Here is a 23,390-nt window from a genome sequence, read left to right as displayed (position 1 = left end):
TTGCCTACCCGGTAGCGGAGACAGGCGGGCGGGCGCACAAGGGGTTCACCACCATGGACACAGAGCACAGCGCTGCCTGGACAGGCACGGTTGCCACGCCGCCGTGCAGTGCCGCCACGCGCGACGAAGCCGCGTCGGCGCTGTCCACCCACCTGGTCGGCCAGTGCGCGCGCTTTCGCGAGGCCATGGACCTGGTGCGGCTCTATGCCACCTGGCCCGCCCCGCTGCTGATCGTCGGCGAGACCGGCACGGGCAAGGAACTGGTGGCGCGCGCCGTGCACTACCAGAGCCCGCGCCGGCACCGCCCGTTCATCCCGGTCAACTGCGCGACGCTGCCCGACCAGCTGGTCGAGAGCGAGCTGTTCGGCCACACGCGCGGGGCCTTCACCGATGCCAGCCAGGCGCGCCAGGGCCTGGTGCGGCTGGCCGAGGGCGGCACGCTGTTCCTGGACGAGGTCGAGGCCCTGTCGCCGCGCGGCCAGGGCGCGCTGCTGCGCTTCCTGCAGGACTCGAGCTACCGCGCGCTGGGTGGCAACCAGCTGCTGCACGCCGACGTGCGCGTGCTCGCCGCGTCCAACGTGGACCTGCGCGGCAAGGCGGCCGCACGCGAGTTCCGCGACGACCTGCTGTACCGGCTCGACGCGTTCCGCGTGCACCTGCCGCCGCTGCGCGAGCGGCTGGACGACCTGCCGCTGCTGGTGCCGCACCTCTTGGCCAAGGCCGCGCGCGAGACCGACGGCGTGCCGCGCCGCATGACCGAGCCCGGCTTCGCCGTGCTGCGCGCCATCGACTGGCCGGGCAACGTGCGACAGCTCGAACACGTGCTGCTCAAGGCCCATGTGGTGTGCCAGGGCGACCAGATCGGCGTGGCCGAGCTGCACCGCAGCGCGCCCGAGCTGGCCCACGCCAGCGTGCAGGCAGCCGCCATGGTGCCCATGCTGCTGTCGCTGCGTGCGGCAAAGCGCGCCGCGGCCGACCAGGCCGAGCGCCAGTTCGTGCAGGACGTGCTGCTGCGCAGCAGCGGCAACATCAGCGAGGCCGCGCGCCTGTCCGGCCTGCAGCGCGCCTCGCTGAGCCGGCTCGCCAAAAAGTACGGCGTGAACGCACGCGCGCTCGGCGGCGTGTAGCGCGCCCTTCGCCCCTTCCGCACATCTCCGTCGGCCCGTCCGGCATCCCCCTTTTGGTGGAAGCATTCGCGCAATGCGCGCGCAGCGGTGTGTCATGCGGCACACAGCCGTGTCGGCGGTGACACACCCCTACGTCAGCCCTGGCACACGGCGCTTGCGGGCCTCTGGCACACCTGTGCCCCGCAGCCGCACCGTGTCGCCCAGCACACGGCCGTGCACCGCCATCCGCAACAAACATCAATCAAATCAAGCGCTTGCAATGTCACCGACGGTGGCACGCTTCTCGCACAGGCCCCACCGCTCGTGACTTCACAAGGTGGTCGCAGGTGCCGTGGTCGACAACATGGATGCGGTGACGCAAACGGCAGCGGCGCTGCGCCGCTATCTGCTGGCCCACCCGGACGCCTGCGACACCGTGGCCGGTATCGGCACCTGGTGGCTGCACTGCAGGCCCGACGTGGCCGGCGCGGCCGTCGCGCAACTCGTGGCGAGCGGGGAGATGGAGTTTTCGTCGGGACTGGACGGCCAGACCGTTTACCGCGCCGCAAGGCCCCTGCAGCGCAGCGACCCGCGTGGCGCTGCGTGACGTGTTTGCCCTTGACAAGGAGGCTCTATGCCCAGTGCCCTGAGTTACCCAGGCGTCTATGTGGAAGAAGTGCCCAGCGGCGTGCGCACGCTGACCGGCGTGGCCACCTCGATCACGGCCTTCGTCGGCTCGGCCACCGCCGGCCCGACCCACGAGGCCGTGATGCTCACCAGCTATGCCGATTACGAACGCCGGTTCGGCGGCCTGGCGCTGGCCAGCCCCATGAGCTACGCAGTGCGCGACTTCTACCTCAACGGCGGCGCGCTGGCGCTGGTCGTGCGCGTGGCGGCCGGCGACGCGGCGGCGGCCACCGTCACGCTGCCCGGCGCGGACGACCTGGTGCTCACGGCCGCCAGCGTGGGCGCCTGGGGCGGGCGCCTGTCGGCCGCGGTCGACCACGACACCGACCTGGCGCTGGGCGCGGGCAATACCGACGACACGCGCTACAACCTGCGCCTGCGCTACCAGCCGCGCGCCGGGCGCGACGAGTTCGTGTTCGAGACGCTGAGCTCGGTCTCCACCGTCGCAACCGACCCGCGCTACCTGCCGCTGGTGCTGGAGCGCGAGTCGTCCCTGGCGCGCGCGCTGGACGACGTGCCCGCCGCGCGGCCGACCTCCACCGTGGACGCCGACGGCACGGTGAACTGGGTGGCCGGCGCGGGCGGCAGCGACGGCGCGGCCCTGGCCAACACCGACCTGCTGGGCAATGCCGCGGCCCGCACCGGCATGCATGCGCTGGCCGGTGCCGACCTGTTCAACCTGCTCGTGATCCCGCCGCTGGTGCGCGACGTGACGACGCTGCCGTCCACTTACACGGTGGTGCCCGCCGACGTCTGGCAGGCCGCGCTGGCCATGTGCGTGGAGCGCCGCGCGATGCTGATCGTGGACCCCGATCCGGCCTGGGCCAGCCCCATCGCCGACGCGCTGGACAACGCGCGCAACGGCCGGCTGGACCTGAACCTGAGCGGGCCGGCCGCGCGCAACGCGGCGCTGTACTTCCCGGCGCTGCGCATGATCGACCCGCTGCGCGACAGCCGCGTCGACACCTTCATGCCCAGCGGCGTGGTGGCCGGCATCATCGCGCGCACCGACGTCGCGCGCGGCGTGTGGAAGGCCCCGGCCGGGCTGGACGCGTCGCTGAACGGCGTGCAGGACCTGCAGATCAACCTGAACGACCTGCAGAACGGCCAGCTCAACCCGCTGGGCATCAACTGCCTGCGCTCCATGGGCGTGAACGGCCGCGTGGTCTGGGGCGCGCGCACCCTGCGCGGCGCCGACGCGAGTGCCGACGAATACAAGTACCTGCCCGTGCGCCGGCTCGCGCTGTTCCTGGAGGAGAGCCTGTACCGCGGCACGCAATGGGCCGTGTTCGAGCCCAACGACGAGCCGCTGTGGGCGCAGGTGCGGCTCAACGTCGGCGCCTTCATGCAGGGCCTGTTCCGCCAGGGCGCGTTCCAGGGCGCGTCGGCGCGCGATGCGTACTTCGTGAAGTGCGACAGCCAGACGACGACGCAGGCCGACATCAACCTGGGGGTGCTGAATGTGATCGTGGGCTTCGCGCCGCTCAAGCCCGCGGAGTTCGTCGTGATCAAGGTCCAGCAGATGGCTGGCCAGATTCCAGTATGACCACCCCCGTTTCTTGCTCACTTCGTGTAGCCGAATCCCCCCTCAAGGGGGCGCACCCAGCGGCCCGGCAGAGCCGGTTCCGCGGGTGCCCCCGAACGGGCTTCGCTGCGCTCGCCACGTGGGGCCGCGCCGTCGATGGGCGCAGCGCCGGGTACAACTGACCGAGGACTAAAAATGGCCCAATTCAGCGTCAACGCCACCCGCTTCGACCCCTACAAGAACTTCAAATTCCGCGTGAAGTGGGACGGCCGCTACGTGGCCGGCATCTCCAAGGTCGGCGCCTTGAAGCGCAGCACCGAGCCCGTGGAGCACCGCGAGGGCGGCGACCCGTCGACCACGCGCAAGTCGCCCGGGCGCACCAAGTACGAGGCCATCACGCTGGAGCGCGGCGTCACGCACGACCAGGAATTCGAGAAGTGGGCCAACAAGCTGTGGAACTTCGGCTCGGGCCTGGGCGCGGAGGTGTCGCTCAAGGACTTCCGCAAGGACCTGATCATCGAGGTCTACAACGAGGCCGGCCAGCTCGCCATCGCCTACAAGGTGTTCCGCTGCTGGGTGTCCGAGTACCAGGCGCTGCCGGACCTGGACGCGAACGCCAACGCCATCGCGATCCAGACGCTGAAGCTGGAGAACGAGGGCTGGGAACGCGACTACGACGTGGTCGAGCCGGCCGAGCCGACCTTCAACGAGCCGGCCTGAAGGCCGCCACGCGATGCAAGCGCTGGCCGGCCCCGAACTGCTCTCGCTGTGGGAGCGCGGCGCCAGCCGCCACGCACTGGACCGCAGCGCCTTGCTGGCCGCCGCGGCCCGGCCCGACTGGCCCGCGGCCGGCATCGCAGACCGGCCGCTGGGCCAGGTCAACGCCAGCCTGCTGCGCCTGCGCGCCGCCACCTTCGGCCCGCGCATCGACGGCCATGCCGACTGCACGCAATGCGGCCAGCGCCTTGCCTTCACGCTGGATGCGCGCGTGCTGCTGCCGGCCACGGCCGACGAGGACGACGCGCCGCGCACCACCGAGGCCGCCGGCCTGCGCGTGCGCGCGCCCAGCCTGCGCGACCTGGCCGGTGTCGCCACCGAAGCCGATGCCGAGCGCGCCATGCGCGCGCTGCTGGCGCGCTGCACCCTGGCCGGTGACCTGGCACAGGTCGACGACGCCGCGCTGGCCACCATCGAAGACGCGCTGGACGCGCTGGACCCGCAGGCCGACCTGGTGCTGGCGCTGCAGTGCGTGGCCTGCGGCCATGCCGGCCAGGCCCAGCTGGACGCGGGTGCGCTGCTGTGGGACGAGATCGATGCGCAGGCCCGCGTGCTGCTGGCCGAGGTGCACCGCCTGGCCAGCGCCTACGGCTGGAGCGAGGCGCAGATCCTCGCGCTGAGCCCGGCGCGGCGTGCCAGCTATCTGGCGCTGGTGGAGGCGCGATGACCGGCCTGCTGCACCGGCTGGCCGCGCGCGCCACGGGCACCGCGTGGACCGTGCGCACCGATGCGCGGCTGCCGTTCGGCGCGGCGCCTGCATTCGAAGGCGATGCCATGCACGAGCCCGCGCCCGCGGTGTGGCCCGGCGCCACCGCCCGGCACGCGGCGCCCCACACGCAGGCCGACGCCGGCACGGGCGTGGCGCCATGGACCACCGCGCCCCCCGGCGCGGCCATAGCGCACACCGTGCTGCCCGATGCCCCACCCGGCGCATCGCCCACGCGCCCGGCACCCGACACGACGCGTCCGCCCCAGGCCCCCGACACGCTCGCGGCACCGGCCTTGCAGCGGCCCCATGCGCTGCACGCGACGGGCGTGCAGGCGCGGGCCACGCCCGGCACGCCGGCTGCGCCCGCAGCGCCCACGACCGGCGCCAGCGCTCCGCACGCCGGAGCGGCGCCACCCGGGCGCAGGCCGCCCGCGCGCGAAGACCCCGCGCCGCTGCTCCCCCGCATGGCCGACGCGGCGCCGCGCCCGCCCGGCGCACCGGCCGCCCCGCTGCCAGCGCCTGCGCCGCGCGGCCCCGGCGCAGCGATGCCCACGGCGCCGCTGGACACCGAGGTCCACATCCACATCGGCCGCATCGACGTGACGGCCCTGCACGAGGCGCCCGCGCCCAAGCCGCGCCCACGCGAGCGCACGCAGCCCGTGTCGCTGGACGCCTACCTCGCCAGGCGTGGAGACCCACGATGAGCACGGCCCTGGCCATCGCCGGTGTCACGGCCGTGCTGCGCGACCTGCTCAACGACGGGCTGGTCAACCACAACATCAGCGGCGTGCTGGGCTCCAGCGTGACCGTGAGCCTGCTGGCGCCCGACCGCGTGGTGCCGACCGACGGCCCCGAGGCCTCGCAGATCAACCTGTTCCTGTACGGCGTGACGCCCAACCTGGGCTGGCGCAACGAGGCCCTGCCGTCCCGCGACGGCGCCGGCCGCGCGCGGCTCACCAACCCGCCGCTGGCGCTGGACCTGCACTACCTGCTGTCGGCCTACAGCGGCGGCGAGCTGCATGCCGAGATCCTGCTGGGCTATGCCATGCAGCTGCTGCACGAGATGCCAGTGCTCACGCGCGAGGCCATCCGCACGGCGCTGAACCCCTCGCCCGTGGTCGCGCCCAACCTGCCGCCGGCCCTGCGCGCGCTGGCCGAGTCGGGCCTGGCCGACCAGGTGGAGCTGATCAAGCTCACGCCGCAGCACCTGAACACCGAGGAAATGTCCAAGCTGTGGACCGCCACGCAGAGCCACCTGCGGCCCAGCGTGGCCTACAGCGCGTCGGTCGTGCTGATCCAGGCCCGGCGCCCCGCGCGCACGCCGCTGCCGGTGCTCACGCGCGGCCGCGTCGACCCGGTCACGGGCCGCGAAGCCGGCATCGCCGTGCAGCCAGGCCTGGTGCCCGCCGTGCCGCTGCTCACGGCCGCCGTGTTGCCGCTGCGCCAGCCCGTCGCGGCCATCGGCGACGAGGTCGTGCTGCAGGGCCGCCTGCTGGACGGCACGGCGCGCAGCGTGCGGCTGGTGCAGGACCGCCTGGAGATCGACGTGACGCTGCCCGTGCTGGCCGAGCAGCTGCCCGACCGCCCGGCCGCCACCGTGGCCGCCGTCTCGCTGGCAGGCCAGCAGGCCGCCTTGCCGGCCGGCGTGTACCGCGTGGTGGTCCGCGTGACGCGGCCCGATGCGCAGGGCGTGGACCAGGTGCATCTGACCAACCCGCTCATGCTCACGCTGGCGCCGCAGATCACCAACCTGCCGCAGCAGGTGGGGCGCGCGGGCGATGGCTCGGCCGCGCTCACCATCGTCTTCACGCCGGCCCTGCGCGTGGGGCAGCGGGCCGTGCTGGTGCTGGGCGCCAGCGAGTACGCACCCGAGGTGGCGGGCGCCACGCCGACCTCGCTGGACTTCGTGGTGCCCGATGCGCAGGTCGGCGTGCACCTCGCGCGGCTGCGCATCGACGGGGTCGACAGCCCCATCATCGACATGGATTTCGAGCCGCCGGAACTGCCGGGGTTCCTGGACCGGACGGTGGAGTTCACATGAGTGCGTGGGCCAGCCCTGTCTTACCCCCTCTCCCCCCGGGAGAGGGTTGGGGTGAGGGCGAGCGGCGGTGGATGAAGCGCGGCACTTGCATAGGCCGTCGCCCCTCACCCCAACCCTCTCCCCAGAGGGGCGAGGGAGTCAGGCAGCCCGCGCGGCGCTCTTCACTCCCTCTCCCCCTGGGAGAGGGCGGGGGTGAGGGCTCCCCAGGCCGAGCGCAGCGATGGCCCGAACAGGACCCCGCTCCCCGGGCCCCCTGTACCTGCGCCGAGCAGCGCAGCGTCAGGGGTGGCGCAAGAGCATCTTGCGCTTCGTGGTCTGACTCATTGCACCTGTTCGAGCTGAGTGAGCGCAGCGAACGGTGCGAGTTGTGCAATGCACCCCTGACGCGAGCAGCGCAGGTTGCCCGGAGCGCAGCGCAGGGTCGCAGGGACCGGGGTCGGCTTCTCTTTGGTTACTTTCTCTTGCCGAGACAAGAGAAAGTGACTGCGCTGCCGGGCGCACATCCCGGCACCGTTGCGCAAGCAGAGTGCTTCATCAAAGGCCGGTTCGACCATTCCAGCAATGTGCTTGCGCCACCGTGCGGGGTCTCGCCCCCGCGGGCGACTTACTTTTCTTGCTTCGCCAAGAAAAGTAAGCAAAAGAAGGCGACCCCGGTTCCCGTGTCCCTCCGCTGCGCTACGGGCAACCTGCGGTGCTCACGGCATGGGCGCATTGCACAACTCACTTCGTTCACTGCGTTCACTCCGTTCAAACAAGGTGCAATGGGTCAGTCCACGATGCGCAAGGTGCCCTTGCGCCGCCCATGCCGCTCCGCTCCTCGGCACGGGCACAGGGGATGGGGAAGCGGGGTCCCGCACGGGCCATCGCTATGCCCGGCCCCGGGCGTTTCAGGACCCGCCCCATGAACGCCCCCGACCGCCTCCTCGACTGGACCGACGCCAACCAGCGCCTGCTCGTCGCCGAATTCGCCCGCATCGCCGCCCTGCTCGGCGACGGCGCCCCCGACAGCGCCGCCACGGACACCACGGCCCTGCGCGCCGCCATGCCCGCCCCCGCCGCCATCGACGCCCTGGCCGCCCTGTTCAAACTCAGCGACTTCGAGCGCGACCTGCTGCTGCTCGTCGCAGGCGTCGAGATGGACGCGCGCATCGCCAGCCTGTGCGCCCAGGGCAGCGGCCAGCCGCAACGCCCCTGGGCCACCTTCGGCCTGGCGCTGGCCGTGCTGCCGCAGCCCCACTGGAGCGCCATCGCCCCGCACGAGCCGCTGCGCCGCTGGCGCCTGCTGGAGATCGACGAGACGGCCGGCACCGGCAGCGCGCGCCTGAAGCTGGACGAGCGCGTGCTGCACTTCATCGCCGGCCTCAACGCGCTCGACCACCGCCTGCAACCCCTCCTGCAGCCCCAGCCGCCGGCCGGCGCCATGGGCCAGGCACAGCAGGCCGCCGTCACCGATGTGCTGGCACGACTGCGCGCGTGCACGGGCCGGCCGCCCGCCATCGTGCTCGACGGCGACGACAACGCCGGCCAGGCCGATGTCGCCGCCTCCATCGCCGCGGCCCTGGGCACGGGCCTGTACCAGCTGCGCGCCAGCGACATCCCCACCGCCGCCACCGAGCAGGCCGCACTGGCCGCGCTGTGGTCGCGCGAGGCCGCGCTGCTGGGCTGCGGCCTGCTCATCCACTGCGACGAACGCGAAGCCCAGGCCCCGCTCGCGCGGCTGCTGGAGCGGCTGGACGGCCTGGTGTTCGTGCGCGGGCCGGACCTGGCCCTGGGCGACACGCCGCAGCTGCGCCACACCATCGCCCGCCCCGAAGCGCCCGAACGCCTGCAACTGTGGCGAGCGGCCCTCGCGGACCGGGCCACGGCACTCGGCCCCGTGGTCGACACGCTGGCCAACCAGTACCGCCTGGGCGCACGCCGCATCGCGCAGATCGCGGCGCAGACGCCCGGCGCCGACGCCGCCACGCTGCACCAGGCCAGCCGCGGCGACCTGCCCGGCATGCCAGGCCTGGCGCAGCGCATCGACACGCGCGCGCGCTGGACCGACCTGGTGCTGCCCGAGGCGCAGCAGGCCGTGCTGCGCCAGGTCGCGGCCCACACGCGGCACCGGCTCACCGTGCACCACCAGTGGGGCTTCGCCGGCCAGGGCGCGCGCGGCCTGGGCATCGCCACGCTGTTCTGGGGCGACAGCGGCACCGGCAAGACGCTGGGCGCCGAGGTCATCGCAGCCGAGCTGGGGCTGGCGCTGTACCGCATCGACCTGTCGGCCGTGGTCAGCAAGTACATCGGCGAGACCGAGAAGAATCTGCGCCGCTTGTTCGACGCAGCCGAGGACGCGGGCGCCATCCTGCTGTTCGACGAGGCCGACGCGCTGTTCGGCAAGCGCAGCGAGGTCAAAGACAGCCACGACCGCTACGCCAACATCGAGGTCAGCTATTTGCTGCAACGCATGGAGGCCTACAGCGGCCTGGCCATCCTCACGACCAACCACAAGGCCGCGCTGGACCCGGCCTTCCAGCGCCGGCTGCGCTTCGTCGTGCACTTCCCGTTTCCCGACCAGGTGCAGCGCGAAGGCATCTGGCGCACCGTGTTCCCGGCCGCCGCGCCGCTGGACGCCGGCATCGCCTACGACAGGCTGGCCCGGCTCAGCGTGGCCGGCGGCACGATCCGCAACATCGCGCTGTCGGCCGCCTTCCTCGCGGCCGAGGACGGCACGGCCATCGGCATGGCGCAACTGCTGCGCGCAGCGCAGCTCGATGCGGCCAAGCGCGACAAGCCTTATTCCGACGCAGAGACCAGGGGGTGGACATGAACCGCATCGTCTTGCATGTGGACCGGCTGGTCCTGAAGGGTTTCCATGCCGATGCACGCGATGGCATGGCTGCCGCGCTGCAGGCCGACCTGCAGGCAGAGCTGGGCCGGTTGCTGGCCGAGCCCGGCGCCCTCGCGCAGCTCTCGGCGGCGGGCTCCTCGCAGCGGCTTGCCGCGCCGCGCGAACCCGGCACTCACGTGCCCGTGTCGGCGGGCACGGCTGCGGCGCGCGCCATTGTGCGGGGAGCACCGCGATGAGCCGCGCCGCACCGCTGGCCCGGCAGCCCGCCGCCCCGGCCGCTGCCGCTGCAACGCGCGGCTTCCTGCAGCGCAAGTGCGCCTGCGGGGCCGAGCGCGACGAGGAGGCCTTGCTGCGCAGCGCCGCACCCGGCGCCGCCACACCGCAGGCCGCGCCAGGCGCATGGCCCGCCATCGTCGGCGAGGTGCTGGCCTCGCCGGGCCAGCCGCTGGACGCGCCCACCAGCGCGGCGCTGTCCGCGCGCTTCGCACACGACTTCGGCCGCGTGCGCGTGGATGCCGGCCGCAGCAGCGCAGCGCTGGAGCAGGAGGCCGAGCAGGCCGCGGCCCGCATCGGCGGCCAGCCGCTGCAGCTTGCAGCGCCCGGCACCAGCGCACCACCCCATGCCCACGACTTCAGCCGCGTGCGCATCCACACCGATGCGCGCGCCGCGGCGTCGGCGCGCGCGGTGCATGCGCTGGCCTACACGGTGGGCGAGCACATCGTGTTCGGCGCCGGGCAGTTCGGCACCGACAGCGATGCCGGCCGGCGCCTGCTGGCCCATGAGCTGACCCACACGGTGCAGCAGGGCGGCGGCCTGCACCGCCTGGCGCGCGCATGCGACCCGGCCTGGGCCGGCCTGCCCTGGGACCAGCGCGTGGCGAACGCCAAGGGCGCCAGCGGCGACAACCAGTGCGTGGCCGACATGATGGGCGAGGCGTTGCGCGGCAGCGCGACGGTGGAGCAAAAGACGAACACCGCGCCCAACGTCAACGCCGCGATCGCCGCGGGCCGCTATGTCGAGTGGGGCACGCTGAGCGACACGCACGTCAACTACGACCGCAACCTGAACCAGAAGATCGGCAACAACGCCTTGTTCGGCTTTGCCACTTTCCGCACCAACGCTGCGCAGCCGGACGCGATCCGGATCTTCATCCTGTTCGGCCCCCAGGCGCTCAACGCGCACGGCCCCGACTTCACCCAGATGGTGTTCGAACACGAGAGCGCGCACGCCTGGGACTTCCTGCGCGACTGGGCCATGCAGGGCTCGTCGCCGCACAGCGCCACACCCGGGGAGGAACTGGCGATCTACGCGGAAGGCTTCTCGCGCCACTTCCTGGACATGTGGACCCTGAACAATGCCCCGCCCGGCTCGTTCCAGATGGCCGAGGCCTTCAGCCCGCTGTTCCACGAATTCGGCCTGGCCGCCACGACCGAGCAGGACGCGGCCTTCGAGAGCATGCGGCTGTTCCACCAGGTCCGCATCGTGGGCATCGCGTGCAACGAGATGAAGTTCAAGATCTGGCTGCAGATGATGCAGAACCAGCGCGCCGCGGGCGACCCGCTGGTGGCGCGGCTCAACGCGCTGCCGGGCCTGGGGCTGACGCGCGGCACCAACGCCGCCAACCACCTCAACACCGGGCTGTCGTGCTCCTGACCCCCGGCCTGCCCCGCACGACGTGAAGGACGCACCATGGGCACATCTCCCCAGTCCCCCAAGCTGGTCAAGGGCGGCCTGGTCGTGGTCGACCCCGCATCGGCCCAGGTGCTGCGCGTGGTCTCGCTGCAATACAACGCCGACACGCTGACACGCAAGCTGCAGCCGCAAGAGGCCGGCGGCGAAGGCGGCGGCAACCGCGCCGAGCCCACGCGCTTCAAGGGCCCGGCCGTGGAGACCATCAGCTTTGACGCCGACATCGACGCCACCGACCAGCTGGAGTTCCCCGAGCAGAACGCCAACGCCACGGCCTTCGGCATCGGCCCGCAGCTGGCGGTGCTGGAGGCGCTGTCGCAGCCCACGTCGGCGCAGCTGCAACGCGTGGACAGCCAGGCCGGCTCGGGCACCCTGGAGATCGCGCCCATGCTCGCGCCGCTGCTGCTGTTCGTGTGGGGCAAGACGCGGATCATCCCCGTGAAGCTGACCGACTTCTCGATCACCGAGGAGGCCTTCGACCCGTCGCTGAACCCGATCCGCGCCAAGGTGTCGTTCAGCCTGCGCGTGCTGACGGTGGACGACCTGGGGTTCGCGTCCAAGGGCGGGGCCTTGTTCATGACGTATCTGCAGGGCAAGGAGCGGCTGGCGGGGAAGGTGCAGCCGGTGAGCTTTGCGACGCTGGGGATCGGGGGCATCGCATGAACGCCGCGCTGTTCTCTTCGCTCCCTCTCCCTCTGGAAGAGGGCTGGGGTGAAGGCCAGCGGCCACGGCCGACACACAGCCCTTCGTTCAGGAGCCACCCATGATCGACCCGATCCAGGCCTTCATGCAGTCCAACGGACTTGCCCAGCCGGCCTTCACGCCCGACAGCCGCTATTACGGCCTGCCCACCGCGCAGGCCACGCTGCCCGACGGCCGCACCGTCGTCTTCGTCACGCGCCGCTTCCTGCCGCCGCCCGAGAACTTCACGCGCCTGGCGACGGCCACCATCGTGGCCGGCGACCGGCTCGACAACCTGGCCGCGCGCCACCTGGGTGCGGCCGAGCAGAACTGGCGCTTGAGCGATGCGAACGGCGCGATGCTGCCCGAAGCCCTCGTCGCCGAGGTCGGCAAGACACTCGCCATCACGCTGCCCGAAGGCGTGCCCGGAGCAGGAGGCTGACATGCCCCCATGCTCATCGCTTCGCGTATCGCTGCCCCCCGAGGGGGCGCGTCAATGCCTTCGGGCGGCCGGGCGGCACTGACATGCTCGCTCAAGGCATCCAGCTCACCCTGCTGATCGGCCCCATCGTGCCGATCCCAGTGCCGCGCGTGGTGCTCGAAGCCTTGGAGAGCGTGGAGGTGCGCACGGCCACCGGCGCCGCCTCGGGCTTCCAGCTCCGGTTCTCGATCACGGCCCGCTCCGAGCTCAACACCATCTTCCTGCTGGCCGGCGCCAGCAACGTGAGCCCCGCCACGCCGCCGCTGCGCGTGACCCTGGTCGTGACCATGAACGGCCAGCCGCAACCCCTCTTCGACGGCGTGATGACGCATGTGCAGGTGCAGGCCGGCAGCCAGGGCCAGCCCGGCAGCCTCACGGTGACGGGCGAGGACGTCACCCGCGCCATGGACAAGATCGACTGGAGCGGCCTGCCGTTCCCGGCCGTGCCGGTGGAGGGCCGCGTGGCGCTGCTGTGCGCCAAGTACGCGCCGTTCGGGCTGATCCCCATGATCATCCCGGTGCTGTTCCCCGACGTGCAGATCCCCATCGACAAGATCCCGTCGCAGCGCGGCACCGACCTGGCCTACATCCAGGAACTGGCGCGCCAGGTGGGCTATGTGTTCTACGTGGAGCCGGGGCCGGCGGTGGGCACCAACATCGCCTACTTCGGCCCCGAGATCAAGATCGGCGTGCCGCAGCCGGCGCTGAACGTGGACATGGACGCGCTGACGAACGTGGAGAACCTGTCGTTCACGTTCGACCCCGAGAAGGGCGTGCTGCCCATCGTGTTCATCCAGAACCAGCTCACGCGCGCGCCGATCCCGATACCGATCCCCAACATCAACCCGCTGCAGCCGCCACTGGCCGTGCTGCCCACGCCGCTGGCCAACGTCAAGGTCATGAAGGACACGGCCAAGATGAGCCCCATGCGCGCCATCTCGGCCGGCCTGGCCGAGGCCGCCAAGTCGCAGGACGCCGTGACCGGCACGGGCAGCCTGGACGTGCTGCGCTACGGCCGGCCGCTCAAGGCAAGAGGCCTGGTCGGCGTGCGCGGCGTGGGCGTGGCCTACGACGGGCTGTACTACGTGAACAGCGTGACCAGCACGCTCAAGCGCGGCGAGTTCAAGCAGAGCTTCGAGCTCACGCGCAACGGGCTCGTCTCCATCACTCCGAAAGTCCCCGTATGAAGGAGCCCTCGTGAGCGAGAAGTTCTACGGCAAGTACCGCGGCCTGGTCATGAACAACATCGACCCCATGCAGATGGGCCGGCTCATGGTGCAGGTGCCCGACGTGACGGGGCTGATGCCCTCGACCTGGGCCATGCCCTGCGTGCCCGTGGCCGGCATCCAGAACGGCATGTTCGCGCTGCCCCTGATCGGCTCGGGCGTGTGGATCGAGTACGAGCAGGGCGACCCCGACCACCCGATCTGGGTCGGCTGCTTCTGGGGCAGCGCGGCCGAGGTGCCGGCGCTGGCCCGCGCCACGCCGCCGGCCGTGCAGGCCATCACGCTGCAGACGCCGCTGCAGAACGGCCTGACCATCAGCGACCTGCCCGGCCCCACGGGCGGGATCATGCTCAAGAGCGCGACCGGCGCGACGCTGATCGTGAACGACACGGGCATCTACATCCAGAACGGCAAGGGCGCTTCGCTGACGATGCTGGGGCCGACGGTGAACATCAACGCGGGCGCGTTGACCATCGTATGACGCACGACCGCGCCCTCTTGCCCCCTCTCCCGCGTGCGGGAGAGGGCTGGGGTGAGGGTGTTTGCCTGTGGCGGGGCCTGTGCCTGTGCCGGCCCCTCACCCCCACCCTCTCCCCAGAGGGGCGAGGGAGCCAGGGAGGCGCGCCGTGACCGGCCCCGTCCTCCACCTCGGCGCCACCGTGCTCTGCGCCCACGGCGGCCAGGCCACGCCCAGCGCGCCCGTGCCGCGCGTGCTGGTCTCGGGCCAGCCGGTCGCGACGCAGGCCGCACCCTGGCTGGTCGCAGGCTGCGCCTTCTCGCCGCCGCAGGGCAACGGGCCTTGCGTGACGGCGCAATGGGTGGTGGCCGCCACGCGCGTGTTCGCCACCGGCCAGCCCGTGCTGCTGCTGAGCAGCCAGGCCATCTGCGCACCGACCGGCACGCCGCTGATGCCCGTGGCCGCGCAGACCCGCGTCATAGGGATGTGAACCATGTCTTCCCACCTTGCTTTCCCCTACCGCGTCGATGGCCGCGGGCGCAGCGCGCAGGCCGAGCGCGATACGTATCTGCGCGGCCTCATCGAACAGCTGCTGTTCACCGTGCCCGGCGAGCGCGTGAACCGGCCCGACTTTGGCTGCGGCCTCATGCAGCTCGTGTTCGCGCCGAACAGCCCCGAGCTGGCCGTGACCGTGCAGGCGCTGGTGCACGCCTCGCTGCAGCAGTGGCTGGGGCATTTGCTGCAGATCGACGAGGTGAGTGCGCGCAGCGAGGACGCGACGCTGTCGGTGCTGGTGCGCTACACGGTGCTGGAGACGCAGGAGGCGGGGAGTGCGGAGTTCACGCGGGAGGTGGGGCCATGAACAACGTGATCGCTTCTGTGCTCCCTCTCCCTCTGGAAGAGGGCTGGGGTGAGGGCTCCCCCCAGGAGGCTTGCCATGGCCGCTGACCAATACCTCTGCCAGAACCCCGGCCGCGTCGCCGCCGTGCGCGCCGCCGCGCTGGCCTCGCCGCCGCGCCTGTTCAACGGCATCGAATACCTCGAAGTCGTGCACGGCCAGCCGCGGCTGCTGCTGCATTGCGTGCACGACCTGGCGACCGTGCCGCTGGTGCCGCTCACGCCCTCCAACGTCGAGATCCGCGGCGGCGTGCGCGTGCGCGATCCGCAGGTCGTCAACGTGTCGGCCGCGGGCGACGTGCTGACGGTTGAGGTCGACCGCATCGGCGACTTCTCGCGCTACACACTGCGCCTCGTGGCCTCGGCCGGCTCGGACGCGCCGCCCGACGGCATCGACCCGGCGCTGGCGCAGATCGACTTCGGCTTCAAGGTCGATTGCCCGAGCGACTTCGACTGCCGCACCGACACTGCCTGCGCGCCCGCGCCCGAGCCGCACCCCGACATCGACTACCTGGCGCGCGACTACCAAAGCTTTCGCCGCCTGGTGCTGGACCGCCTGTCGGTGCTGATGCCCGACTGGCGCAACCGCAACCCGGCCGACCTGATGGTCACGCTGGCCGAGGCCCTGGCCTTGCGCGCCGACGAGATCGCCTACTACCAGGACGCGGTCGCCACCGAAGCCTACCTGGGCACGGCGCGCCAGCGCGTGTCGGTGCGCCGGCACACGCGGCTGCTCAATTTCACGCTGCACGAGGGCTGCAACGCGCGCGCCTGGGTCGCGTTCGAGGTCGACGCCGCGGCCGACAACCAGACGCTGCCGGCCTGCGACCCCGCGACCGGCCTGGACGGCACGCTGCTGCTCACGCGTGCCAGCGGCGTGCCCACGCGCCTGGGCTCGCCCGAGACCGCGCAGGACCTGATCGCGGCCGGCGCCCAGCCCTTCGAGCTGCTCGCGCCCGTCACGCTGTTCAGCGCGCACAACCGCATCGGCCTGCACACCTGGAGCGACGAGGCCTGCTGCCTGCCGCGCGGCGCCACGCGGGCCTTCCTGCGCGACGACGCGACCAGCCGGTTGCGCCTGCGCGTGGGCGACCTGCTGCTGCTGGAGTCGCGCGCCAGCACCACGACCGGCCTGGCGCAGGACGCCGACGCGCAGCAGCGCTGGGTGGTGCGCCTGACGCGCGTGGACCCTGAGGCCAGCCCCACGCGCGCCGTGCCCGCGCCGCGCAGCGACCCGGTCACCGAGGCCTTGTTCGTCGAGGTGCACTGGCATGCAGACGACGCGCTGCCGTTCGACCTGTGCCTGTCCAAGGTCATCGGCGGCGTGCTGGTCGACGGCATGGCCAGTGCCTGCGCCAACGTGACGCTGGCCGACCATGGCGCCAGCGCGCCGCGGCCCGACCCGCTGCAGCCCGTGCCCGGCGGCCGCGTGCCGCGCTACCGGCCCACGCAAGGCCTGACCACGCCACTCACGCGCCAGGGCCTGGTGCGCGGCGCGGGCGGCCAGCCGCTGCTGGTCGATGCCACGGCCCCGGCCACGGCCGCGCTGCAGCGCGACCTGGCCGACACGCGCGAGGCCATGGACGTGACGAGCCAGGGCGACCGACGGCGCTGGAGCGCGCGGCGCGACCTCCTGGCCAGCGGCGCGCAGGCGGCCGAGTTCGTGGTGGAGACCGACAACGACGGCCAGGTGCAGCTGCGCTTCGGCGACGGCGTGAACGGCCTGTCGCCCGGGGCCGGCGAGAGCCTGCAGGCGCGCATGCGCCGCGGCAACGGCAACGCGGGCAACGTGGGCGCCGAGGCCATCGCCCACGTGCTCGCCGGCTTCGACGGAATCGTGCGCGTGCGCAACCCCCTTCCCGCGCAAGGCGGCGTGGAGCCCATGCCCGTGGCCCGCGCGCGCATGGACGCGCCCCAGGCCTTTCGCCGCCAGGAGCGCGCCGTGACGGCGGCCGACTACGCCGAGGTCACGATGCGCGACGCGCGCGTGCAGCGCGCCGTGGCCACGCGGCGCTGGACGGGCAGCTGGTACACGATGTTCATCACCGTGGACCGGCGCGGCGAGGAGGGCATCGACCCGGTGTTCGAGGACAGCATCACCGCCTTCATCGACCGCTATCGCCTGGCCGGGCATGACGTGGAGATCGACGCGCCGGCCTATGTGCCGCTGGACGTGGCGCTGCACGTGTGCGCCAGGCCGGGCTACTTCCCGGCCGACGTGCAGCGCCGGCTGCTGGCGGTGTTCGCCACGTCCGCGCGCGGCTTCTTCCACCCGGACCGGTTCAGCTTCGGCGAGCCCGTGTACCTGAGCGCATTGGTCGCCGCGGCCATGGCCGTGCCCGGGGTGTCGCATGTGGAGCCGCTGCGCTTCCAGCGGCTGGGGCGGTCGGCGGCGGGCGAGATCGAGGCCGGCAGGATCGCGATGGCACGGCTGGAGATCGCGCGGCTGGACAACGACCCGAATGCGCCGGAGAACGGGCGGATCGCGTTCGAGGTGCATGCGGCGCAGGAGGCGCGATGAGCCACGTCAACGATCAAGGCTGCCGCCCCTCACCCCAACCCTCTCCCCAGGGGGGCGAGGGAGCCAGGCCGCGCTCTTCGCTCCCTCTCCCCCTGGGAGAGGGTTGGGGTGAGGGCCCGCCCGGCCCCGTTGGAGACACACCATGAGCGACACCCCCCTCGACGGCTGCCACTGCTGCGAACCCCTCGCCGCGCCCGACGTCATCCACAACGACGCCGGCCTCGACACCCTCGCCTGGCGCATCGACACCCACCCCGGCTTTTACCAGCGCATGCTGTCCAGCCTGCCGCTGTGGCGCGCGCCGGGCTCGCCGACGACCGCACCGCGCCCGCTCGCCGCGCTGCTCACGCGCGACCCGCAGGACCCCGCCGTCGCACTCACCGACGCCGCGGCCTGCGTGGCCGACGTGCTGACCTTCTACCAGGAGCGCATCGCCAACGAGGGCTTCCTGCGCACCGCCACCGAGCGCCGCTCCATCCTGGAACTGGCGCGCGCCGTGGGCTACGAGCTGCGGCCCGGCGTGGCGGCCAGCGTGCACCTGGTGTTCACGGTGGAGGACGCACCCGGCGCGCCCGGCGTCTGCACGCTGGCGGCGGGCTCACCCGTGCAGAGCGTGCCGCCGCAGGGCAAGCTGCCGCAGGTGTTCGAGACCAGCGAGGAGTTCGTCGCGCGCGCCGAGTGGAACGCGCTGGTGCCGCGCCAGACGCGGCCGGCCGACCTGGCCCTGGTCGAGGTGGCCGGCACGCCGCGCCTGTCGCTGCTGTACCCCGAGGGCAGCGTCGCGCCCGGCACCACCGGCTTGCATGCGGGGCTGGCGAGTGCCGGCCTGTTCCGGCTCGACCCCGGCCTGGCCGTGGACACCACGGTCGACGCACTCGACGTCGCGCGCGTGTACTTCAGCGACCAGGTCACGGGCGTGCAGGCCGGCGACCTGCTGCTGTTCGTCGGCAAGAACGGCAGCACGCTCAAGCACCTGGTGCTGCGCGCCGTGGCCGTGGAGGAAGAGACCGCGCTGCGCCGCGTGCGCGTGGAGCTGGAGCCGCTGCCCGACCCCGTGACGCCGGCCGCGCCGCCGCTGCTGTATTGGCAGGTGCCGTTCATGACGCTGTCGTTCAGCGGCTTCGCGCAAGCGCAGATCACGAGCGTGCCGTTCACGGCCAGCGCCATCGGCAACACGGTGGCCAGCCAGACCTGGCAGGAGACCGAGCTGCAGGCCATGATCTCCATGCAGGGCTGGAGCGCCGTGCAGCTCGTGCAGGCCATCGCCGCGTCGGTGCAGCCCGGCGCGACGCCGGTCGCGCCCGAGGCCGGCGCGTTCACGTTCGGCGCGAAGCTGGGCTTCTTCGGCCACAACGCGCCCAGGTGGGCCTCGCTGCCGACCAGCAACCTCAAGGGCAACGCCTACCCGCAGGGCTGGGACGAGGGCGACATCGGCCCGGTCACCAGCCCGATCCCCGACACGCTGGACGACCCGCGCACGGTCTGGACCGATTCGCAGGGCAACGCCAACATCGCCGCCCGGCTGCGCTGCCATGCCGTGCTCGAACGCCCGGTGCCCAGGCTGTCGCCCGGCAGCTGGATGGTGTTCGATGCGCCGAACGAGGAGGCGACCACCTATGCGCTGTTCGACGCGCGCGAGATCGCCCGCGCCGACTACGGCCTATCCGGCCGCGCGATGGCGCTGCGCCTGGCCGGCAGCAACGGCCTGCCCTTGAGCGGCACGCCGGCCGAAGTCTTCCGCTTCCGCGACAGCACGGCCTATGTGGCGAGCCGGCGCCAGCCTCTGGCCGAGCTGCCGATCGAGGCGCCCGTCGCGGCCGGCAGCACGCGCATCGAGCTGGCCGCCATGGTGCTGGGCCTGGTGGCCGGCCAGCGCCTGGCCTTCGCCGGCCAGCGTGCCGACCTGCCCGGCGTGGACGCGGCCGAGATCGCCGTGCTCGACGAGGTGCTGCACATCGGCGGGCGCAGCGTGCTCGTGCTGCGCGCGCCGCTGTCGCACGGCTACCGGCGCGAGAGCCTGAAGATCCACGCCAACGTGGTCCACGCCACGCACGGCGAGAGCGTGCGCGAGGTGCTGGGCAACGGTGACGCGACGCTGCAGCACCAGCGCTTCGTGCTCAAGAAGCCGCCCTCCACCCATGTGTCGGCCGCCACGGCCAGCGGCGTGGCCAGCACGCTGGAGCTGCGCGTGAACGGCCTGCTGTGGGACGAGCTGCCTTCGCTCCACGGCGCTGCGCCCGACCGGCACGCTTACGCCACGCGTATCGACGACGACGCGCGCATGCACGCGCTGTTCGGCGACGGCCGCCAGGGCGCGCGCCTGCCCAGCGGCACGATGAACGTGTCTGCGCGCTACCGCAGCGGCATCGGCCCGGACGGCGAGGTGGCGGCCCACACGCTGACCATGCTGCGCGCCATGCCGCTGGGCTTGCGCGGCGTGGACAACGTGCTGCCGGCCAGCGGCGCGCAGGGCCCCGAGAAGCTGGCCGACGCGCGGCGCAACGCGCCGCTGACCCTTCTGGCCTTCGAGCGCGTGGTCTCGCTGCCCGACTACCAGGACTTCGCGCGCGCCTTCCCCGGCATCGGCAAGGCGCGCGCCGACCTGGCCTGGGTCGATGGCGCCTCGCGCGTGCTGCTGTCGGTGGCCGGCGCGACCGGCGGTGCGCCGGGCGACGAGGTGCTGGCCAACCTGCGCCAGGCGATCGCGGACCTGAGCGACCCGTCGCAGCCGTTCGTGGTGAAGGCATCCGTGCTGCGCTACTTCCGCTGCGTGGCGCGGGTGCAGGTGGAGGGGCGTTACATCGCCGCCGACGTGCTGGCGGCGGCCTCGGCTCGCGTGCAGCAGGCCTTCGGCTTCGAGGCGCGCGACCTGGGGCAGTCGGTGACGGCGGCGGAGCTGCTGGCGCTGCTGCACCAGGTGCCGGGCGTGGTCGCGGTGGATCTGGAGGTGTTGCAGCCCTTTGGCGAGGGGGCTGCGGCGGCTGCTGCGGCGCAGGCCGTGCCGGCGTTCGGTGGGCGGTGGAATGTGGCGGGCCGCAGCATGTTGCCGGCGGAGTGGTTGCTTGTGAACCCGGCGGCGCTGGATTTGGTGGAGGCCACGCTATGAACAAGCACGCGCTGGACTTTCTCCCTCTCCTTTCGGGAGAGGGCAGGGGTGAGGGACGTGTCTTGCTCCCTCTCCCTCTGGGAGAGGGCAGGGGTGAGGGCGAGCGGCGATCGATGAACCGCGGCCCATGCACAGGCCCGAGCCCCTCACCCCAACCCTCTCCCCAGAGGGGCGAGGGAGCCAGGCCGCGCTTTTCACTCCCTCTCCCCCTGGGAGAGGGCAGGGGTGAGGGCTCCCCATGCCGAGCGCGGCGATGGCCCGTCCATGCCCATTCCCAACCCCGCGCAGCCCCCGCCACCGTTCCAGGAGACACCCCATGAGCCTCCTCACCCCCGAACGCCTCTACCACCTCCTGCCCTCCCTGCACCGCCTGCGCGACGCCGAGCAAGGCGCCCCGCTGCGCGCGCTGCTCGCGGTCATCGAGTCCGAACTCGAAGCCGTCGAGGCCGACACTGCCCGCCTCTACGACAACTGGTTCATCGAGACCTGCGACGAGTGGACCGTGCCCTACATCGGCGATCTGCTGGGCGTGCGGCCGATCCGGCCCGTGCCGTCTGCCGGCGTCAGCATGCGCGGCTTCACGGCCAATGCGCTGGCGTACCGCGCAGGCAAGGGCACGGCGCGCGTGCTCGAACGCCTGGCGCGCGACGTGACCGGCTGGCCGGCCGTGGCCGTGGAGTTCTTCCAGCGCCTGGGCACCACCCAGCACATGAACCACGTGCGCGCGCGCCCGACCGCCACGGCCTCGGTGCGCGACGCGGCCCTGGCCGAGCTGGCCCAGGCTTCGGCCGGCGCCTTCGACCCCTTCGCCCACACGCTGGAAGTGCGGCGCGCCGCCACGCGCGGCGGCCGCTTCAACATTCCCCACGTCGGCATCTACCTGTGGCGCCTGCGCGCACAGCCGCTGGGCAGCGGCAACCCGGCCGACCTGGCGGCCGACTTCATCAGCGCGCGCCCGCAGCCAGGCTACTGGGCCATGCACCCGGCCGGCGTCGATGCGCCCGTGTTCAACCGCCCACGCACGCTCACCGCCCCCACACAGGCCGCGCGCGAGGAGCACGTGCCTGCGCCGCTGCGCCGCCTGGCCCTGCATGCCGAGCTAGAGCGCGCGCGGCTGGGCATCGCCGAGCCCGCGCCGCGCTTCATGACCGAGGCCGACCCGGTGCTGCGCTGCTTCGTGCAGCTCACCGGCGAGACGGTGCCCGTGGAGGTGCCGCGCGAGGACATCTGCATCTGCGACATCCCCGACACCGTGGAGCTGGCCCTGCCCACACCGCGCGTGCTGGCGCTGGACCTGGCGCGCGGGCGCATCGGCTTCCCGGCCGCGCTGCAAGTCGAGCGCGTGTGGCTGCACGCGGCGCATGGCAGCGTGGCCGACATCGGCGGCGGCCCCTACGACCGCGGCGATGCGCTGCGCGCGGCCAGCCGCGGCATCGCCAGCGGCACGGCGGTGGACGAGGACATCGGCGGCTTCTTCGACCCCGGCGTCTGGCAGGTCGGCGTCACGCATCTGCTGCCCACCGACGGCGTGACGCTGTTCCCCACGCTGCGCGCGGCCGCCTCCGCCTGGAACGCAGAGCCTGCCGGCCGCACGGGCGTGATCGTGGTGATGGACAGCCTGTCGGACATCGACACCGCCACGCCGCTGCGCATCGAGGTGGCCGAGGCGTCCAGCCTGCTCGTCGTGGCCGGCCAATGGCCGCTGCTGCCCATCCCGGGCGCGCCGCCGGGCTCCGTCGAACGCGTGCCGGGCCGCGTCGAGGCGCGGCAGGTGCGCGCGCACTGGGCCGGCAGCCTGGAAGTGGTGGGCACGGCCGACGACGATGCGCCGAACGCGGGCGCGCTGTTCCTGCACGGCCTGCTGCTCGAAGGCGCGCTCGACGTGCTGGACGGCAACCTGGGCCAGCTGGAGCTGGCGCACTGCACGCTGCTGCCGGCCGCCAGCGGCACGGGCGCGCTGACCGTGCAGGCGGGCGGCAACACCCGTCTCGCGCTGCGCGTTCTGCAGAGCATCTGCGCGCCCATCGCCGTGAACGGCCCGGTGCGCGGCGTGGCGGTGGCCGACAGCCTGGTCGGCCAGGCGCAGGAGGCCGCGACCCTGCCCGCGCTGGACGCGCCCGACGCCGCGCTGGACCTGCTGCGCAGCAGCTTCTTCGGCGAGGTGCACGCCCTGTCGCTGAACGCCAGCGACTGCATCTTCGACGCGCCTGTGCTGGCCGAACGCCGGCAAATCGGCTGCGTGCGCTTTTGCTACGTGCCGCCCGCCTCGCAGGTGCCGCGCCGCTACCGCTGCCAGCCGCAGCTGGAGACCGAGACGCGCATCGCCGCGCTGCGCGCGCAGGCCCTGGCCGCGGGCAGTGTGGCCACCGCCGCCGAGGAAGACACCGTGCGCGCCGAGGTCGAGGCCGTGGTCCGGCCCATGTTCGTCTCGCGCGTGTACGGCGACCCGGCGCTGGGCCAGCTGGAGCAGCGCTGCGCGGTGCAGATCCGCACGGGCGCGGCGAGCGGCGCCGAGATGGGCGTGTACGCGCACCTGCAACAGCCGCAGCGCGAGGCCAACCTGCGCGACGCGCTCGATGAGTATTTGCGCCTGGGCCTGGAGGCCGGCGTGTTCCTCGTGAATTGATCACCACTGAACGAAAGGAAGGACGAC

19 protein-coding genes are annotated in these 23,390 nt (G+C 72.6%); all 19 read left to right on the top strand.

Annotated features, from left to right (window positions below):
• The first annotated feature begins 53 nt into the window (after window positions 1-53).
• The 19 genes from ASF43_RS28090 to ASF43_RS28000 all read left to right on the top strand — a co-directional run bounded on the left by ASF43_RS28090 (window position 54) and on the right by ASF43_RS28000 (window position 23,363).
• A complete protein-coding gene (locus tag ASF43_RS28090; RefSeq protein ID WP_056189102.1) occupies window positions 54-1,127 on the top strand; it encodes a sigma 54-interacting transcriptional regulator in 1,074 nt (357 codons plus the stop codon).
• Window positions 1,128-1,443: 316 nt separating this feature from the next.
• Window positions 1,444-1,713: a hypothetical protein gene (locus ASF43_RS28085; RefSeq protein WP_056189099.1), complete on the top strand. Its 270-nt coding sequence runs from the start codon at window positions 1,444-1,446 to the stop codon at window positions 1,711-1,713.
• Between the two features lie 27 nt (window positions 1,714-1,740).
• Window positions 1,741-3,339 (top strand): phage tail sheath C-terminal domain-containing protein, encoded by a 1,599-nt coding sequence (locus tag ASF43_RS28080; protein WP_056189097.1) that lies wholly within the window; start codon window positions 1,741-1,743, stop codon window positions 3,337-3,339.
• A gap of 174 nt (window positions 3,340-3,513) precedes the next feature.
• Complete coding sequence (locus ASF43_RS28075) at window positions 3,514-4,038, top strand: phage tail protein (protein WP_056189095.1); 525 nt, start codon at window positions 3,514-3,516, stop codon at window positions 4,036-4,038.
• Between the two features lie 13 nt (window positions 4,039-4,051).
• A complete protein-coding gene (locus tag ASF43_RS28070; protein ID WP_056189092.1) occupies window positions 4,052-4,762 on the top strand; it encodes a hypothetical protein in 711 nt (236 codons plus the stop codon).
• Window positions 4,759-5,508, top strand: a complete 750-nt coding sequence (locus ASF43_RS28065; protein ID WP_056189088.1) for a hypothetical protein — start codon at window positions 4,759-4,761, stop codon at window positions 5,506-5,508. Before ASF43_RS28070 ends, ASF43_RS28065 begins: the two co-directional genes overlap by 4 nt.
• A complete protein-coding gene (locus ASF43_RS28060; RefSeq protein WP_056189086.1) occupies window positions 5,505-6,845 on the top strand; it encodes a DUF4255 domain-containing protein in 1,341 nt (446 codons plus the stop codon). The genes ASF43_RS28065 and ASF43_RS28060 overlap by 4 nt, the downstream gene beginning before the upstream one ends.
• Window positions 6,846-7,746: 901 nt before the next feature.
• Complete coding sequence (locus ASF43_RS28055; RefSeq protein ID WP_056189083.1) at window positions 7,747-9,657, top strand: ATP-binding protein; 1,911 nt, start codon at window positions 7,747-7,749, stop codon at window positions 9,655-9,657.
• Window positions 9,654-9,914 carry a hypothetical protein gene (locus tag ASF43_RS28050; RefSeq protein WP_056189081.1) on the top strand — a complete coding sequence of 87 codons (261 nt, stop codon included), beginning with the start codon at window positions 9,654-9,656 and terminating at the stop codon, window positions 9,912-9,914. Before ASF43_RS28055 ends, ASF43_RS28050 begins: the two co-directional genes overlap by 4 nt.
• A complete protein-coding gene (locus tag ASF43_RS28045; RefSeq protein ID WP_056189078.1) occupies window positions 9,911-11,332 on the top strand; it encodes a DUF4157 domain-containing protein in 1,422 nt (473 codons plus the stop codon). Before ASF43_RS28050 ends, ASF43_RS28045 begins: the two co-directional genes overlap by 4 nt.
• Window positions 11,333-11,368: 36 nt before the next feature.
• Window positions 11,369-12,031, top strand: coding sequence for a hypothetical protein (locus ASF43_RS28040; RefSeq protein ID WP_056189075.1), 663 nt, complete (start codon window positions 11,369-11,371; stop codon window positions 12,029-12,031).
• 100 nt (window positions 12,032-12,131) lie between these two features.
• A complete protein-coding gene (locus ASF43_RS28035) occupies window positions 12,132-12,491 on the top strand; it encodes a hypothetical protein (RefSeq protein WP_056189072.1) in 360 nt (119 codons plus the stop codon).
• Window positions 12,492-12,574: 83 nt separating this feature from the next.
• Window positions 12,575-13,717 carry a hypothetical protein gene (locus ASF43_RS28030; RefSeq protein ID WP_056189069.1) on the top strand — a complete coding sequence of 381 codons (1,143 nt, stop codon included), beginning with the start codon at window positions 12,575-12,577 and terminating at the stop codon, window positions 13,715-13,717.
• Between the two features lie 10 nt (window positions 13,718-13,727).
• On the top strand, window positions 13,728-14,237 hold the full coding sequence (locus ASF43_RS28025; RefSeq protein ID WP_056189066.1) for a phage baseplate assembly protein V: 510 nt from the start codon (window positions 13,728-13,730) through the stop codon (window positions 14,235-14,237).
• Between the two features lie 145 nt (window positions 14,238-14,382).
• Window positions 14,383-14,703, top strand: coding sequence for a hypothetical protein (locus tag ASF43_RS28020; protein WP_056189063.1), 321 nt, complete (start codon window positions 14,383-14,385; stop codon window positions 14,701-14,703).
• Between the two features lie 3 nt (window positions 14,704-14,706).
• Window positions 14,707-15,075: a GPW/gp25 family protein gene (locus ASF43_RS28015; protein ID WP_056189060.1), complete on the top strand. Its 369-nt coding sequence runs from the start codon at window positions 14,707-14,709 to the stop codon at window positions 15,073-15,075.
• A 75-nt stretch (window positions 15,076-15,150) separates the two neighbouring features.
• Window positions 15,151-17,631, top strand: coding sequence for a putative baseplate assembly protein (locus ASF43_RS28010; protein ID WP_056189058.1), 2,481 nt, complete (start codon window positions 15,151-15,153; stop codon window positions 17,629-17,631).
• Window positions 17,632-17,773: 142 nt separating this feature from the next.
• The gene (locus ASF43_RS28005; RefSeq protein ID WP_056189054.1) at window positions 17,774-20,737 is read left to right on the top strand and encodes a putative baseplate assembly protein; all 2,964 of its coding nucleotides are present in this window, start codon (window positions 17,774-17,776) and stop codon (window positions 20,735-20,737) included.
• A 316-nt stretch (window positions 20,738-21,053) separates the two neighbouring features.
• A complete protein-coding gene (locus ASF43_RS28000; RefSeq protein ID WP_056189051.1) occupies window positions 21,054-23,363 on the top strand; it encodes a hypothetical protein in 2,310 nt (769 codons plus the stop codon).
• The last annotated feature ends 27 nt before the right edge of the window (window positions 23,364-23,390 follow it).

Origin of the sequence: Pseudorhodoferax sp. Leaf267 (assembly GCF_001422405.1) — a bacterium.
GTDB lineage: Bacteria > Pseudomonadota > Gammaproteobacteria > Burkholderiales > Burkholderiaceae_C > Pseudorhodoferax.
This window is presented reverse-complemented; position numbering and strand designations above follow the sequence as displayed.

Bases quoted from the DNA above. Each gene is read 5' to 3' on its own strand.
- ASF43_RS28040 (WP_056189075.1), top strand. From the start codon at position 11,369: ATGGGCACATCTCCCCAGTCCCCCAAGCTGGTCAAGGGCGGCCTGGTC.
- ASF43_RS28030 (WP_056189069.1), top strand. From the start codon at position 12,575: ATGCTCGCTCAAGGCATCCAGCTCACCCTGCTGATCGGCCCCATCGTG.
- ASF43_RS28090 (WP_056189102.1), top strand. From the start codon at position 54: ATGGACACAGAGCACAGCGCTGCCTGGACAGGCACGGTTGCCACGCCG.
- ASF43_RS28015 (WP_056189060.1), top strand. From the start codon at position 14,707: ATGTCTTCCCACCTTGCTTTCCCCTACCGCGTCGATGGCCGCGGGCGC.
- ASF43_RS28005 (WP_056189054.1), top strand. From the start codon at position 17,774: ATGAGCGACACCCCCCTCGACGGCTGCCACTGCTGCGAACCCCTCGCC.
- ASF43_RS28065 (WP_056189088.1), top strand. From the start codon at position 4,759: ATGACCGGCCTGCTGCACCGGCTGGCCGCGCGCGCCACGGGCACCGCG.
- ASF43_RS28080 (WP_056189097.1), top strand. From the start codon at position 1,741: ATGCCCAGTGCCCTGAGTTACCCAGGCGTCTATGTGGAAGAAGTGCCC.
- ASF43_RS28000 (WP_056189051.1), top strand. From the start codon at position 21,054: ATGAGCCTCCTCACCCCCGAACGCCTCTACCACCTCCTGCCCTCCCTG.
- ASF43_RS28060 (WP_056189086.1), top strand. From the start codon at position 5,505: ATGAGCACGGCCCTGGCCATCGCCGGTGTCACGGCCGTGCTGCGCGAC.
- ASF43_RS28045 (WP_056189078.1), top strand. From the start codon at position 9,911: ATGAGCCGCGCCGCACCGCTGGCCCGGCAGCCCGCCGCCCCGGCCGCT.
- ASF43_RS28070 (WP_056189092.1), top strand. From the start codon at position 4,052: ATGCAAGCGCTGGCCGGCCCCGAACTGCTCTCGCTGTGGGAGCGCGGC.
- ASF43_RS28035 (WP_056189072.1), top strand. From the start codon at position 12,132: ATGATCGACCCGATCCAGGCCTTCATGCAGTCCAACGGACTTGCCCAG.
- ASF43_RS28050 (WP_056189081.1), top strand. From the start codon at position 9,654: ATGAACCGCATCGTCTTGCATGTGGACCGGCTGGTCCTGAAGGGTTTC.
- ASF43_RS28075 (WP_056189095.1), top strand. From the start codon at position 3,514: ATGGCCCAATTCAGCGTCAACGCCACCCGCTTCGACCCCTACAAGAAC.
- ASF43_RS28055 (WP_056189083.1), top strand. From the start codon at position 7,747: ATGAACGCCCCCGACCGCCTCCTCGACTGGACCGACGCCAACCAGCGC.
- ASF43_RS28010 (WP_056189058.1), top strand. From the start codon at position 15,151: ATGGCCGCTGACCAATACCTCTGCCAGAACCCCGGCCGCGTCGCCGCC.